The organism is Candidatus Poribacteria bacterium (assembly GCA_021295715.1).
Lineage (GTDB): Bacteria > Poribacteria > WGA-4E > WGA-4E > WGA-3G > WGA-3G.
In genome coordinates this window covers 107,494-121,190 of the sequence record JAGWBV010000006.1, presented here as the reverse complement: position 1 = coordinate 121,190, position 13,697 = coordinate 107,494, and the positions used below count along the sequence as shown (strand labels likewise).

14 protein-coding genes are annotated in these 13,697 nt (G+C 46.5%); all 14 read left to right on the top strand.

Annotated elements, in window-relative coordinates; genetic code table 11:
- Window positions 1-241: 241 nt before the first annotated feature.
- A complete protein-coding gene (locus J4G07_03640; GenBank protein ID MCE2413076.1) occupies window positions 242-613 on the top strand; it encodes a hypothetical protein in 372 nt (123 codons plus the stop codon).
- Window positions 614-706: 93 nt separating this feature from the next.
- Window positions 707-3,274, top strand: a complete 2,568-nt coding sequence (locus tag J4G07_03635; protein ID MCE2413075.1) for a DEAD/DEAH box helicase family protein — start codon at window positions 707-709, stop codon at window positions 3,272-3,274.
- Between the two features lie 370 nt (window positions 3,275-3,644).
- Entirely contained in the window at window positions 3,645-3,860 is a 216-nt protein-coding gene (locus J4G07_03630) for a TatA/E family twin arginine-targeting protein translocase (GenBank protein MCE2413074.1), read from the top strand.
- Between the two features lie 27 nt (window positions 3,861-3,887).
- Window positions 3,888-4,718, top strand: coding sequence for a twin-arginine translocase subunit TatC (gene tatC / locus J4G07_03625; protein ID MCE2413073.1), 831 nt, complete (start codon window positions 3,888-3,890; stop codon window positions 4,716-4,718).
- The gene (locus J4G07_03620; GenBank protein ID MCE2413072.1) at window positions 4,718-5,491 is read left to right on the top strand and encodes a hypothetical protein; all 774 of its coding nucleotides are present in this window, start codon (window positions 4,718-4,720) and stop codon (window positions 5,489-5,491) included. Before tatC ends, J4G07_03620 begins: the two co-directional genes overlap by 1 nt.
- 30 nt (window positions 5,492-5,521) lie before the next feature.
- The gene (locus J4G07_03615) at window positions 5,522-5,848 is read left to right on the top strand and encodes a cupin domain-containing protein (GenBank protein ID MCE2413071.1); all 327 of its coding nucleotides are present in this window, start codon (window positions 5,522-5,524) and stop codon (window positions 5,846-5,848) included.
- Window positions 5,845-6,597 carry a peptidoglycan editing factor PgeF gene (gene pgeF, locus J4G07_03610; protein ID MCE2413070.1) on the top strand — a complete coding sequence of 251 codons (753 nt, stop codon included), beginning with the start codon at window positions 5,845-5,847 and terminating at the stop codon, window positions 6,595-6,597. The genes J4G07_03615 and pgeF overlap by 4 nt, the downstream gene beginning before the upstream one ends.
- 226 nt (window positions 6,598-6,823) lie before the next feature.
- Window positions 6,824-7,102 (top strand): hypothetical protein, encoded by a 279-nt coding sequence (locus J4G07_03605; GenBank protein MCE2413069.1) that lies wholly within the window; start codon window positions 6,824-6,826, stop codon window positions 7,100-7,102.
- Window positions 7,103-7,154: 52 nt separating this feature from the next.
- Window positions 7,155-7,883: a YggS family pyridoxal phosphate-dependent enzyme gene (locus J4G07_03600; GenBank protein MCE2413068.1), complete on the top strand. Its 729-nt coding sequence runs from the start codon at window positions 7,155-7,157 to the stop codon at window positions 7,881-7,883.
- A gap of 90 nt (window positions 7,884-7,973) precedes the next feature.
- Entirely contained in the window at window positions 7,974-8,813 is an 840-nt protein-coding gene (proC, locus tag J4G07_03595; protein MCE2413067.1) for a pyrroline-5-carboxylate reductase, read from the top strand.
- Window positions 8,814-8,841: 28 nt separating this feature from the next.
- Window positions 8,842-9,105: a YggT family protein gene (locus J4G07_03590; GenBank protein ID MCE2413066.1), complete on the top strand. Its 264-nt coding sequence runs from the start codon at window positions 8,842-8,844 to the stop codon at window positions 9,103-9,105.
- 166 nt (window positions 9,106-9,271) lie between these two features.
- Window positions 9,272-11,926, top strand: a complete 2,655-nt coding sequence (locus J4G07_03585) for a class I tRNA ligase family protein (protein MCE2413065.1) — start codon at window positions 9,272-9,274, stop codon at window positions 11,924-11,926.
- Window positions 11,904-12,416, top strand: a complete 513-nt coding sequence (lspA, locus tag J4G07_03580) for a signal peptidase II (GenBank protein ID MCE2413064.1) — start codon at window positions 11,904-11,906, stop codon at window positions 12,414-12,416. The genes J4G07_03585 and lspA overlap by 23 nt, the downstream gene beginning before the upstream one ends.
- Window positions 12,417-13,019: 603 nt before the next feature.
- Window positions 13,020-13,586 (top strand): hypothetical protein, encoded by a 567-nt coding sequence (locus J4G07_03575; GenBank protein MCE2413063.1) that lies wholly within the window; start codon window positions 13,020-13,022, stop codon window positions 13,584-13,586.
- The last annotated feature ends 111 nt before the right edge of the window (window positions 13,587-13,697 follow it).

The window sequence follows — 13,697 nt, the reverse complement described above, 5'->3', positions numbered from 1 at the left end:
CGCCGCTATTCTCAATCTGGAGCGGGCAGAACGCATTTGCCATGCCAGTCGCGAAAATGGTAGAAAAGTGATCGTCTATGCAGCGGGCAATTACATCGGTCAGCGCGAACTCACAAAGATGGGTATTATATTCTGTCAACTTCCCGATGCCCTACATGAAAGGTGAAAATTTTGGTTACGCTTTTTTACGTTGACACCCAAGCCTAAATATGCTTTACTATCTCCAAAAGGAGATACCATAATGAAAACCATTCTTGTCCTCTTGATGCTCTTTTCTACAATCGCAATGCCGGCACTCGCAGCGTTAACCGATGCAGACCTCAATAAGATCCGCTTGATTGTCAAAGAGGAAATTAAAACAGAACTTGCACCGATAAAGTCGGATATTAGCACGCTAAAGGAAGATGTCGCCCGGTTAGATGGACGTATGAACGGCGTTGAAAAACAGGTCGCACATGCCACAAATGTAACGTATGGGCTAATCGCTCTGATTGTTGTCGCTATCGGTATTCCTGCTTGGCGCGGAAAACGGGATCACGACCAAGAGCGAAAAATCGAAGAACTCAGGCAGGAAATCGAAACACTCAAACAACAGAAGATTGTCAGTCCGTGACCAACACAAGTTGCGTGAATCCTGGAATTGTTAAAAACTGCAAGAGGCTTGCTTGGTAAATGCTAAGGAATTGGGCTATCAAGAAATAATACAATGCTGGAATTAAAAGAATATCAACGCGGTGCGCTCGATGCTTTGGCACGTTGGTTAGAGGTACTTGAAGACGCACAGCGTGACTCAGAAACGACAATTGAACTCCTGCAACAGAGACAGATTGATACCGCAATTATCAATGACTTACGCAATTATCCGAAAGCTGCATGGCAGAAATTGAAGGAGAACGGCGGTGTCGCGGCAACCGCAAGCGAACACATTAACCGCACTGATGAAGCAAACCGCCCCATTCCGCATATCTGTTTCAAAGTGCCGACGGGTGGCGGGAAAACCTTACTCGCTGCCGCCGCTCTGGAACGTCTCCCGTGGCAGCGCGGTTTAGTCTTGTGGATTGTGCCGAGTAAGGCAATCTACAATCAAACCAAAACCGCCTTGTGGGATAAACAACACCCCTACCGTAAAATGTTGAGTCGGGCGAGCGCGGGGCGTATCAAGATGCTGGAAAAAGAGGATATCTTCAACAACGACGATATCGCCAATTACCTCTGCGTCATGCTGCTCATGCTCCCAGCAACCAACCGACAAAGAGGCAGAGAGTTTCTCCGTATGTTTCGGGATTCCGGTCGCTACCCGAGTTTTTACCCTGACAGTGACGATATTTTCGGCAATACCCGTCTACTCAACGAATATACCGATCTGGAGTGCCACACAGAAGGCGGACTCGTCAAACAGAGTCTATTTAACGTGTTCAAAATGTTGCGTCCGGTTGTTGTTCTGGACGAGGCACATAAGGCTTACGGGGCGAGAAATCGACAGGCAAACGAGGAATTCGCTAAATCCATCAACCGTCTTGATCCTCGCATAGTGATTGAACTCTCCGCTACACCCAACCGCGGTATCAGCAATCTCCTTGTCGATATTGAGGGACCCGACCTGAAAAGAGAGGAGATGATTAAGTTACCCGTGCAGGTGACATCATTCCCGAATGCTGAGTGGCAGCTAACCCTCAGTCAAGCCGCTGATGAACTGGAACGCCTTGATACCGAGGCGCAATCGTATGAGAACAGCACGGGACGGTATATCCGCCCGATCGCCGTTGTGCGTGTCGAGCGAACCGGCAGGGATCAACGCGACAGTGAGCGTATCCACGCCGAGGATGTCCGGGAATATCTTATCCATCTCGGGGTCTCTCCAGAAGCAATTCGCGTCAAATCCGCTGAAAACGATGAACTCGGACGGGAAAATCTGCTTTCGGAATTCTCACAAGTCCGCTGGATTATCACGAAATCCGCACTGATGGAAGGCTGGGATTGCCCATTTGCCTATCTCTTGGTAATGCTCGACAATACACAAGCGCAGCGGGCAATTACACAACTCGTCGGGCGCGTGATGCGACAACCACATGCACAACTCACCGGTAGAGAATCGCTCGATCAGTGTTACGTCTACTGCAATAATGTCGATGTCGGGACCGTTGTCACGCAAGTTAAGAATGGCTTGGAATCGGAGGGATTGACAGGCTTGGGCGATGAAGTGATGGGCGCGTCGGATTCACGGGAACCAGCAAGTGAATCCCAAGAAACCCAACAGCAGACGGTGCAACGCCGAGACCGGTTCCGAGGACACGAAATCTATCTGCCCGTAGTCCGTCATAGAGATGGTGATAGATGGATTCAACTCAATTATCAAGCGCATATCCTGCCGTATATAGACTGGGCAGCGATCGAACCTCCCGACCCACATGCCTCCGCGCCTGAGAACGTTCGCAGGCAATCCGCAACGGTTGATGTGGGTGAGGTTGCACCCGTTTTCCATACCGAGCAGGAACCCTACATTGACAGAACCGTTAGTATCTCCGATTTCGCTCGCCGTCTGTCTGATATTATGCCGAATCTCTGGCAAGCCGCTCGCATCGCACAACAGATGCACGAACGCCTGAGAGCAGCCGGTGAGACCGAAGCAGACATTTACAATCGGCGTTCTTACCTCGCACATACCCTTCGGGAACACGTGAAACGTGAAGTCGAGACGCAGGCGGAGCAGGTCTTTCGTAGAAAACTGGATCAGGATGAGATCCGCTTTGATTTGGAGACCCAAGAACCCAACTATCGGATGGTAGGCAATTACAAAATACAGGTTCGTTCCGATGATAGACCGCTATTAAAGAGCGATTATGAGCCTGTGCAGTTAAGTCTCTTTGAACCCGTTTTTGAGCACCAATTCGACAGCGAATTGGAGAAGAAGTTTGCGTATTACCTTGACGAGGAGCGAGCCTTGCACTGGTGGCATCGGGTCGCGGCGCGTCAACGGGGTGAATACTACTTGCAAGGCTGGAAACGCGGTCGCATCTATCCAGACTTCGTGGCACTGACAAATGAAGTCGCGGGCGTAACACGCGTCTTGATTTTTGACACAAAAGGTGAACATCTCGAAGGCAATCTTGACACGGAATACAAGCGAAAGGTGTTGGAAACGCTTGAAGGTGCGTTCAACACCGCCGGAAGAATGGTCGTCTGCGACGGTCCCAGACAACAAGGCATCTTCCAATTGGTATTCAGCGAACAGGAATTTCTGGAAATATCCGCTCGATTGAATGAAGATATATGAGTAAAGTAATTTATCAATCGTTTGCAAAATGTTACACTTTTCACCAAATTATTTTTTTTCAATAGAGAATCGTAACGAGGAAATACCCAAGAAACCCATGCCACCAGTAGGTCTTCAACCGAAATTCCCACAGAAATCCCAATTTAAAAATGTTATAAAAACGTAACATTTTCCGCCAGTTACGATTTTTTCCTGTAGACATTTTTTCCGATTTTACGCTGAATACTCTGAAACTCGCGTATTTTCTCATCTTCCAACAAGTTTTCTCACAACACATTCCATCCAAAAAAATAATTGCGAATAGAGGGATTTTATGCTACACTATAGGTAGCAGTAAACTACCACATTTTATTGGAGGAGGAATAAAAATATGGGTGGAATAGGCGGAATGGAGATATTTATAATCCTGGTCGTCGCACTCGTCATTTTTGGGCCGAAGAAGTTGCCCGAAATGGGACGTTCACTCGGCAAAGCGATCCGAGAATTTAAGAGTGCTGGTAGTGATCTCCAAGATGAATTGACAAAAACAGTAAATGAAATTGATAAAGAATCGGATCCGAACATTAAGCCTCCGAAAACCTCTTGATGACTCCGACTGTGAGCGGCATGCACTATGGAATCTACGCAATCTAATGAAGTCGCAATGACTTTTTGGGAACACTTGGAGGAACTCCGGCGCCGAATTATTATTTCTGCTATTGCAATCGCTGTTTTTACGGTCTTAAGCTTATCTTTCAGCAAGCCCATTGAAAAGGTAATTAAGTTTCCATTGGGAACTTCGATGAACACGCTAATTGCGAATGCTATTGATGCCGTCGGAGGGGCTGAAGGCTCCATACTCGGGTTTTTCGCACTCGCTTTGCGGTCTGGGACTTCCGGTGTTGACGCAATACTGATGAAGGTTGGTCCCTTGGAAGGTATCATGGCATACCTGAAATTAGGGATCACCACCGGCATTTTGCTGGCACTACCGATAATCATTTATCAAATTTGGGCGTTCGTTTTTCCGGCACTCAATCGCGAGGAGCGACAATTCGCAGTGCCGCTGTTTTTAATTATCGTCGTATTTTTTATCTGCGGTGCGGCTTTCGCCTACTTTATTGTCACACCGGTGGTCCTGCAATTCTCCGCGCAGCTCCTACCAGAGTTACCCAATATGTGGGACCTCGAGAAATATATCAACTTTGTAACCCGTTTAATCTTAGGATTCGGTATCGCTTTTGAGCTACCCATAGTTATGGCGTTTCTGTCCCGTATTGGAGTCATTGATGCACGGGGCTTTCGTGAGAAGCAAAGTTACGCTTTATTAGGTATCTGTGTCATGTCAGCCCTCTTGACACCTGCCGATCCAGGGTCAATGTTGCTCATGGCAATACCACTCTTTGTTTTGTATCAACTCGGTATTTTCTTTGCATATCTCGTCGAAAAGGAGGCAGAAGTATAATGGCTAATGAGCCTTTACAACAACAACTCGCCTTGTTATACCAATTGCAAGAGCGGGACCAAGAACTCTTATCAATCCAGCAAAAACTTCAGGAGATCCCACGTAGCATTAAACAGTTAGAGGCGGACGTTGTAGAGTTTGAAGAAGATATGGCGGCGAAATCGGTGGAACTCTCGGAGACAGAGAAAGAACAACGATCCAAAAGTGCTGAAATTGAAATGAACGCTGTCCAACGCGAAAAATATCGAGATGAACAACGCATTGTTAAGACAAACGAGGCTTATGATGCACTTGAACGACAAATTGAGTACCTTGATAAGGAGGACGAAGAAGCCGAAGATAGTATCTTAGTTCTTATGGAGAAAAGCGATCTACTCAAAGAAGAATTGGCACAATTGGAAGTTGAAGTAAACCGCGAAAGGCAGAAAACCGCTACTGAAACTGCACAACTCCAACAAGAACTCCAAGGTTTAGAGACAGAGAGAGATAAAAATTTGGAACGGCGGAAGGCGTTTCTTCCTAAAATTGAAAAAGGTCTCAGAGACGAGTATCATCGCTGGATGAAAGCACAGTTTGCAAGCCGATCCGGCGCAGCACGAGCGAAAACCGGTTTCGTCGCGCTCAGTAAAAATGGTATCTGTGCCAGTTGCCGCATCGCTATTCAACACCAGACCCTCAAGGAGGCGCAAAAGTATCAGAAGCAAGTCTACTGTTCAAGTTGTAAAAGGCTTCTTTACGTCGAGCCTATCACACCCGATGTGCCATTTCCATAATCTACCATAAACAGGAGATACTCACAACAGATGCCCTTTTTTGTTATTGATGAGCAACCCGAAAAGCAGGTGTTTGACGGCGCAAGTATTCGGACACTTCATGGTGAAAAAATAATGATGTCCTTCGTCAATTTACAACCGCATAGTGTCGTTGCAGAGCACAGTCATCCGCATGAACAGATGGGAATGGTACTTGAGGGGACATTTGAACTGTCTATTGATGGAGATTCTCGGATACTCAAAAAAGGGGACGCTTACCTTATCCCTTCCAATGTGAAGCACAGGGCAAGGGCGTTTGAAGAACCCGCTGTTGCCCTTGACATCTTTAGTCCGCCACGAGAAGATTATAAGACATGAAGACGTATCGTGCGATTCAGGAACTTCAAACAACCGGTATTGTCACTGCAGGAATTAGTCTGCGTACTGGGGGCGTTAGCCACGCACCTTACGCGTCCTTGAATCTCGCTGAACATGTCGGTGACGATCCGAGTGCAGTCGCAACTAACAGGAAAATTCTTTTTCAGCAAACAGGTCTACAGAAGTTGCGGTATTGTCGTCAAGTTCATGGGAACTGTGTTGTTGATGTGGATGCCACAACCGGAGTATCTCTTGAAAACCCGCCAGAGGCAGACGCGCTTGTCTCCGCATGTCGCGGCGTGGCATTAGGAATTTTTACAGCGGATTGTATCCCTATTTTCATTCTTGATATTGAAACGCCAGCAATCGGGATCGCGCATGCAGGGTGGCGCGGCACCTTCGCACGAATTGCCGTGAACACACTTGCACAAATGAAAGATAGTTTCGGAACCCTTGTTGAAAACTGCCGGATTTATATGGGTCCCTCTATCCAGAAATGTTGCTATACCGTCAGTGCAGAGTTGCTAACGCAATTTGCTGAACGCTTCGGTAACACCGTCCACGATGGCACAAACTTAAGTCTACAGACTGCCAATCTTAATCAATTGGTTGAAGCAGATTTACCCGCCGCTTCTATTTCAATATCACCACTTTGCACCGCTTGTCGTACAGACCTTTTTTATTCACATCGGGCTGAAAACGGACAAACAGGTAGAATGCTCTCATATATCCAACTTGATACTGAATAGAGAAGAGACTCCTCGGACGGAAAATTTGCTTTTCTCGTAAAAATATAGTATCATTAATATATATTATAGATGCCACGAATAAATAACAGTATCAGCATCGTTCCCAGTCGAAACCTCACTACAATTTGTAACGTTATTTTCCTTAGATGTTCCAACCTGTTTAGGACGCTGATTTTTAAAACTCGCGCTTAAGCAACAATTTGGCGTATGCCGGAAAGAATTGAAAATGCGCGGACTCTTTGCGACGTTATCAATCGTTACAGGTTTGATCGGGCTTGTTTTTATTATACAAGGCGGTAACCACCCTTCCAAATATCAGGAAGTTTTGTCCGAAAACGTGAGTGCGGTGCAAGTCACGCAGGTTTATACGGAGGCAACACATAAGATAACCGTTGGTATTGGCATTGTGAGTATAGCCGTCTTAGTCGCTGTCATTGGTATACTCTTTCACGCAAGCAAGCCTTTAAATTCAGATCCGCCCTCAACAGACAATCTTGAAGCTTGACATACGCTTTTAATCTAACCAATTTTTAATTGGAAAATTTTGGAATAGAAAATTGAACTCGATTGTCGATAATCTTTCCAGGATCAATGAACGCATTGCCAGTGCTGCAGCGCGGAGTCAGCGCACACTCGATTCAATAACGCTCGTTGCTGTTACGAAAGGGCGTTCAGCGGCGGAAATTCAGACAGTTCTCGCTGCAGGCGCAACGGATATAGGTGAAAACCGAGTGCAGGAAGCGCAACAGAAGTACGCGCCAGTTAATGCCTTTGTCGATGCTGTAGGGACAGATGCCAGTGATAACGCATGCCGGTGGCACCTTATTGGACATTTGCAAAGGAATAAGGTTAAAACCGCATTGGAAATGTTTTCGCTGATTCATTCAGTTGACAGTTTGCGGCTTTTAGCAGAGATAGCACACCGATCTGAACAACGCTCACAACGAACAGATGTTTTAATTCAGATAAATACAACTCGCGAGGCAAGTAAATACGGGGTGGCGGCGGAAGATGTCCTTCAGTTCATTGAGGACGCACAGGCATATCCGGCATCGCGCATCGTTGGGTTGATGACAATGGGGCAATTAACACCTTCGCCGGACGAAAACCGTCCCGCGTTCGCTTTGCTGAGATCGCTTGCTGAAAAGATAGAGGCACAGAAATTTCCCGGAGTTACCATGGAGTATCTTTCGATGGGGATGACTAACGACTTTGAAGTAGCCGTTCAAGAAGGCGCGAACCTCGTTAGAATCGGCAGGGCCATCTTTGAAGTTTCAGAGGAATAATTAGATAGGTTATTACCAAAACTTGTAGCCCGTAATGTAATGGAGGGGTTTTTGCTTGGGTGTTTCTGCAGTTCTACGGAAAATCGCGTTATGAGTGAAACTTACCTGACCGAACCGCAAGGAAAAATTAAAAATTTAGGTGTAATCGGCATTGGAAAGATGGGGGGCATTATCGTCCGGAGTATCGCTGACACGGTATTTCCTGCAAAACAGATCTGGGTTACCGACCTTGATACTACCCTCGTTCAGCAGCTTTGCGATGAAAAAGGGACTAACAGCGCAAGCGATATCGCGTCCTTGATAGAAAATACGCATGTGATTCTTTGTGCTGTTACGCCGCCAGCAGTCCCACACGTCTTGCCACAGGTGGCACGTGCCTTGTCATCACCACAATGGCTCATTAGCATCGCAGCGGGTGTTACGACCGCAACGCTTGAATCCTATTTTGACAACACTCCACCCGTCGTTCGGGTGATGCCAAATATTTCAGCATCAGTGGGGGCTGCAATCTCGGTACTAACCACTGGCAGTACAGCGAATCAGGAGCATCTTGAAATAGCACAACAAATTTTCGATGCATGTGGCATCTCTTTAGTGATGGATGAACGCCATCTTGATGCTGTCACGGGGGTAAGTGGGAGTGGGCCTGCCTATGTTGCCCTCTTCATCGAAGCGTTAGCAGATGCAGGGGTTCATGTCGGGTTACCGCGTGCAGAGGCACAGAAACTTGCCACCCATACAGTCTTAGGCGCAGCGACGATGTTAGCTGAAACGCAGGAACACCCGGCTGTGCTCAAGAACCGTGTTACCACACCAGGGGGGACAACCGCCGCCGGACTGCACGCTTTAGAACAAGGCGGCTTACGAGCAACGCTTACAGAAGCTATTCTCGCTGCAACAGAGCGAGCAAAGGAACTCGGTAGTACATAATCAGTTTGTGAGGATCTTTTAGGTAATAATGGATATGCTCGCTTGGTTCATCAGTGAACTGCTTGAAATTTACACAATAGTGGTTTTCGCGAATGCCATACTTTCTTGGTTTGTTGCTGGCACTCAGAACGCAATCGTTAGGCAACTCTATTGGTGGACAAGTCGCCTCGTAGATCCAGTTTTAAATCCGATTCGGAATGTGCTCGGACCGGTAACTCGGAATTTTGGTATTGACATTTCACCTTTTGTGTTGATTCTTCTGTTACAGTTTTTGGCACGTGTGATCTGGTGATAGATAGAAGGATATGCCAAGCAGTTAATCGTTAGAAGAGGGTGTTTTTGCTTGGCGTATTTGCTTGGGGTATTTGATAGGGTGTTTTTGCTTGGGTATTTCTGCGGATTTCCGCTGTTATAACGAAAGCCTCTTAACTGACAACTGACAACTGTGTAGAAAAAATATGAGAAAACGAAATTCTACCACAAAAAACACAACACGTAAACGCGGTAAATCCACGAAACCGAAAGAGATACCTCAGTTGACAGACCGCGAACGAGAAAACGCCGTTCTGGAAATTTGGCAGAACGCTGATGTATACCCACTCGCGAGCAAAAAATCAGCGACTGTAGACCGCAACGCAGTCAAATCAAGTGCTGCGCAGCACCGCCACGCCTCCCAGGCAGAAACCTATGTCCTTCGCGAGATGCCCACCTCCGTCGATGCACTCACTCTTAACACCCTTTGTAGAAAAGTTTGTCAGGATATCTTCCTTAAAGCAGAATTAATGCAAGGACATCAGGTCACGTATGTGCCCGCGTGGGAGACCTATCCCCTTTGGATTGAGGAACACGTTATTGAGGCTGCAAAGTCTAAAACGCCAATCAAGTTATCTGTCCTTCGGAAGCGATGTCGCGCACGACATAAACAGGAATTAGAAGTCCAAAAACAGAAATTCCATCAACTCGGTATCTTCGCCGATTGGGATACTTCACAGAAAACCCTCGAATCGCGACAGGAAGCAAGGCTTATCGCACTCATTAGTCGACTCCGCGATTCTGGCTATCTCCATGACTTGCCGCAGCTCAGTCCATGGTGCCCCAATTGCACTGTCCCGATCAATGAAGCGAATCTCGTACAAATACCGACGCACACCTTGAATGGCTACGTAAAGTTTCCTTTCAATGTCGGGTTAGAAGAATTTGGCATTAATGTTTTCTTCTGTCTCCAAATGCCCCACCTTTGGGAAATAGCAGGAATCGTTAAACTCGGAATTACCGACGATACTCCCTATTGGCTCACGCAATGGCAGGACGAATATCTGCTTTTTGCGGAACCGCAGCTTAAACACTTTACCAAACACCTTCCAAAAGGACAATCCAGACCGAAAGCTGTTAAAGAAATCAAAGCCTCTGAACTCGCAAAATGCGCCGTGGCGCATCCACTGTTTCCGGCGAAAGATTTAGAGATTACACTCATTCCTGAGACTGTAGCCGCAAACGCTGTCCGTGATAAATCAATATCTTCCTTAAAATCCGGTGTTATGCCCCTAAATCCAGCGCATCATCTGCCGAGTTACAAGATCGCCCAAACGTTAGAAATGAATACTATGCCTGTTTTTGATGAAACCGGAAGGTTCACCGAGGAAGCTGGGCAATTGTGCGGTTTGTATCTGTTTGATGCTGAGAAATTTATTGTTCCACAATTGGAGAAATGTGGTTATCTCCTCAAGACACAAAAAGGCGAGATGCCTGAGCCTCACTGTCCGCGTTGTAAAGAATTGGCTGTGTTCCGACCCTGTTCCAAATGGGTATTCTCTATCTCCAAAAACCATGCCACTACCCAACTTCTCAACGCCCAAGAATATTGGGATAATTACGGCGACACGGATCATAAAGGTATTCGCGATGTCCAAAAGGATGTCCTCAATTTTGAAGATTTGCCGGTTTCAGCACAGCGCCAATGGGGAATGCCACTTCCAATCCTTCTGTGCGACCAGTGTGATGAACCTCTTACTGATAAAAATACCCTTAATGCAATCAGGAATTCTATACAACGAGGGTTCGAATTCTGGTTCCGATTGAGCGTTGAGGAGCTTTTACCTGTTGATACTCGGTGTCAAAACTGTAATTCAAGTGACTTTCGCAAAGAAGCGACGCTTCTTGATAGCCATTTCGCCAATCTACTTCAGATTATTGACAATTCTGATTTCAAGAAACCGCTCGGTGGGCACACCAGTGTCATGTTTGTACCGAAAACTGACACAGTTTCCGATTTAAAATGGACAAAATGGTTAGCTGAGATCAGTGTTATTTCCGCAGCACTCAGCAGAAGCCGTCCAATTAAAGAAAGCCAACCTCTTAAGCAACTAAAACTTAAGACAATGCCGAAAGTTGGCGGGGAAATACAGGTAGAAGACGCATTTCTCAACAAATATCCAGCTGATGTAGCACGCTTGGTTGCAATAACGCCTAATGTCGGAACAGAGCAAGTCAATCCCAAGCATCTTGATAAACTCGCACGGGACTACCTTGTTAAATATCAGCAATTGCAGGAACTATTAGAGAATATCAGTAAGGGGATCGGAAATAGCCATCAGCAAAAAAATTCTCTTGCTGACGATTTTCAACGGTTTCCAACGGTTTCCGACCGGGACTCCTCTGAGAGCCGATTGCTGACCGCTGAAAGCGCTTTGATTGATTCGTTGGCGATAATCGTTACCTTTCTACGTTTACAGGAGGTCCAGCAGGCGTACCAAGACGGGGATTTTCATGAAATGTGGACACTCTTAACCGATTTCTGCGAAAACGATCTTCGTTTTTATGTTCGCGCCATAGAATCGCGTCCTGCTAAAATCTTACATGTGGCACAAGCCACTTTAGCACAAATCGCCACTGTGCTCGTGCAACGGTTAGCACCCTTGACTCCTTTTTTGGCGGAACATTTCTATCATCTCATTTCCGAAGAGGGTATAACGGGTAACCATAGCATTTTTCAGAAGAATTGGCACCAACTCTCACCGATTGTCGAGAAAACTCTGCATGTTTCCGATATAGAGGCGAAGGATGCCAAAGCGGAATGGGAGGTGCTTAAGAATGCCCACGAAGCAGGATCCTAAAAAAAATACGCCGCAGACGCTGATACCCTTAATCGGTGTGGCGATTCCAGTGTTGATAGTAGATTGGGTGAGTAAATGGTTGGTGCAAAACCATATCACTCAGGTTATAGAGGTGATTCCGATTATTCCCGGCTTTTTCAACCTTCGGCACGATAGGAATACAGGAGCCGCTTTTGGCGTACTCGCTGGACACAGGGTCTTACTGATTCTCATTACTATTATCGCTTTAGCCTTCATTTTTGCGTATTATCTTCGATTCAGGGAGAGCCGTTGGATGCAAGTCGCTCTCGGGTTTCTACTCGGCGGTGCTGTTGGAAACTTCATAGATCGCCTCTATTTGGGTGAGGTCGTTGATTTCCTGCAATTCGGTATCGCTGACAAAGGGCTCTTTTGGCCGACCTTTAACATTGCGGATATTTCTGTCTGTATTGGAGCGGGGATGTTAATTGTTTACCTTTTTCAAAACCGCGATCAAAACCAGGATACTTAACTATTACCGGTTTTTTGTAGGTATTTTTCATAGGTACACCATAGCCATCAATTTAGCGGTCCCCAAGCCCGGTAGGTTCGGAATGTAATACATTGTCCCGCAAGTCCACACGCGACTTGCGCTACGGACTGAGTCTATTCGTAGACGAAATCCCCTAACCGAACCGGGTCTAACCTAAAGATAGTGCGACCGTAGGTTGGGTAGAACGGTCTCGAGAAGGCGAACATCGCGGGACAAACACACCTGGAATCTGATAGGTTCGCTATGCGCTCAAGAACAAAGTGAAACCCAACTTCATAGGGGCAGCGTCTGGGAGGTTTCACAACCAAAGCGTTGGGTTTCACTCGGTATATGTTCGGTGTGGCATGTATAGAGAAAACCTTATTTTTTTACGGCGTTTTACAGTTTTGATGGAATCCGTTCTACCCCGCTGACTCTCACTGCGAGGCAATACGCGCATTCAGCGTTGATTCTCTACGATGCAGCTTTTCCTTAAATTGACATTATGGTGTGTTTTGTGAATACGCCAGTCAATGACGTATCTGTAATTCTGGATTTCACTGTAAGAGATGCAACACAATTCTTTGTCTGGGAAAGTAATCCATGTATAAATTGAGTGTTCGATTATTCTTGCTTAGCCTAATTTCTCTTTCCTTAGTGATCCCGAACGCAACAGCGCAAGTTCAGTCAGAATCCCCCGAGTCGGAGACAGAACAAACGGAACCAGAGGGGTATAGCGAAAGTGCTTTGCGTCGGTTTGAGATCGTTACCCTGAGTTCCCTCCCCTTTACTGCGATTCACAGTTACGTGGTAATGCGCGGGGTAAAAATGTTACGTGAAAATCAATTCGCGCCTGAATTGTCCTCGCAGGACTATCGTATCATTGGCATCGGGGCTGTTTCATTTTCTGTGTTTATTGGGGTATGGGATTGGTTGCATACGCGTAATGTTGACCGATCAGCACCACTTGTGCCTGAACCGCGGACGCCTCCACCGCCCGAAGATGAGGATCCCGTGGATGGTCCGCTTACACGGTTGTCCGAAACCGACACGTATGTAGCGAGATATAGAAATAAGTCGCTACAGGACTCGATGAATAAAGGACTGAACAGGTGGTCAAATGAGCCGTCTGTCGGTTTCGCGCTGCCACTCATTCAAATTCGTTTCTAACGTGTATGTTTAACGGAAGCAGGAGCCTGCAACAATACGCAGAAACACTTTCTTCGCATTGGATTTTTTCGGACTGGTAACGGTGTTGCTCACAGACGAAGGAATGAGCAA

What these genes read in the sequence shown, in the direction of transcription:
- J4G07_03635 (MCE2413075.1), top strand. Translation starts at nt 707, where the DNA reads ATGCTGGAATTAAAAGAATATCAACGCGGTGCGCTCGATGCTTTGGCA.
- J4G07_03605 (MCE2413069.1), top strand. Translation starts at nt 6,824, where the DNA reads ATGCGCGGACTCTTTGCGACGTTATCAATCGTTACAGGTTTGATCGGG.
- J4G07_03640 (MCE2413076.1), top strand. Translation starts at nt 242, where the DNA reads ATGAAAACCATTCTTGTCCTCTTGATGCTCTTTTCTACAATCGCAATG.
- tatC (MCE2413073.1), top strand. Translation starts at nt 3,888, where the DNA reads ATGGAATCTACGCAATCTAATGAAGTCGCAATGACTTTTTGGGAACAC.
- proC (MCE2413067.1), top strand. Translation starts at nt 7,974, where the DNA reads ATGAGTGAAACTTACCTGACCGAACCGCAAGGAAAAATTAAAAATTTA.
- J4G07_03620 (MCE2413072.1), top strand. Translation starts at nt 4,718, where the DNA reads ATGGCTAATGAGCCTTTACAACAACAACTCGCCTTGTTATACCAATTG.
- J4G07_03575 (MCE2413063.1), top strand. Translation starts at nt 13,020, where the DNA reads ATGTATAAATTGAGTGTTCGATTATTCTTGCTTAGCCTAATTTCTCTT.
- J4G07_03590 (MCE2413066.1), top strand. Translation starts at nt 8,842, where the DNA reads ATGGATATGCTCGCTTGGTTCATCAGTGAACTGCTTGAAATTTACACA.
- pgeF (MCE2413070.1), top strand. Translation starts at nt 5,845, where the DNA reads ATGAAGACGTATCGTGCGATTCAGGAACTTCAAACAACCGGTATTGTC.
- J4G07_03615 (MCE2413071.1), top strand. Translation starts at nt 5,522, where the DNA reads ATGCCCTTTTTTGTTATTGATGAGCAACCCGAAAAGCAGGTGTTTGAC.
- lspA (MCE2413064.1), top strand. Translation starts at nt 11,904, where the DNA reads ATGCCCACGAAGCAGGATCCTAAAAAAAATACGCCGCAGACGCTGATA.
- J4G07_03585 (MCE2413065.1), top strand. Translation starts at nt 9,272, where the DNA reads ATGAGAAAACGAAATTCTACCACAAAAAACACAACACGTAAACGCGGT.
- J4G07_03630 (MCE2413074.1), top strand. Translation starts at nt 3,645, where the DNA reads ATGGGTGGAATAGGCGGAATGGAGATATTTATAATCCTGGTCGTCGCA.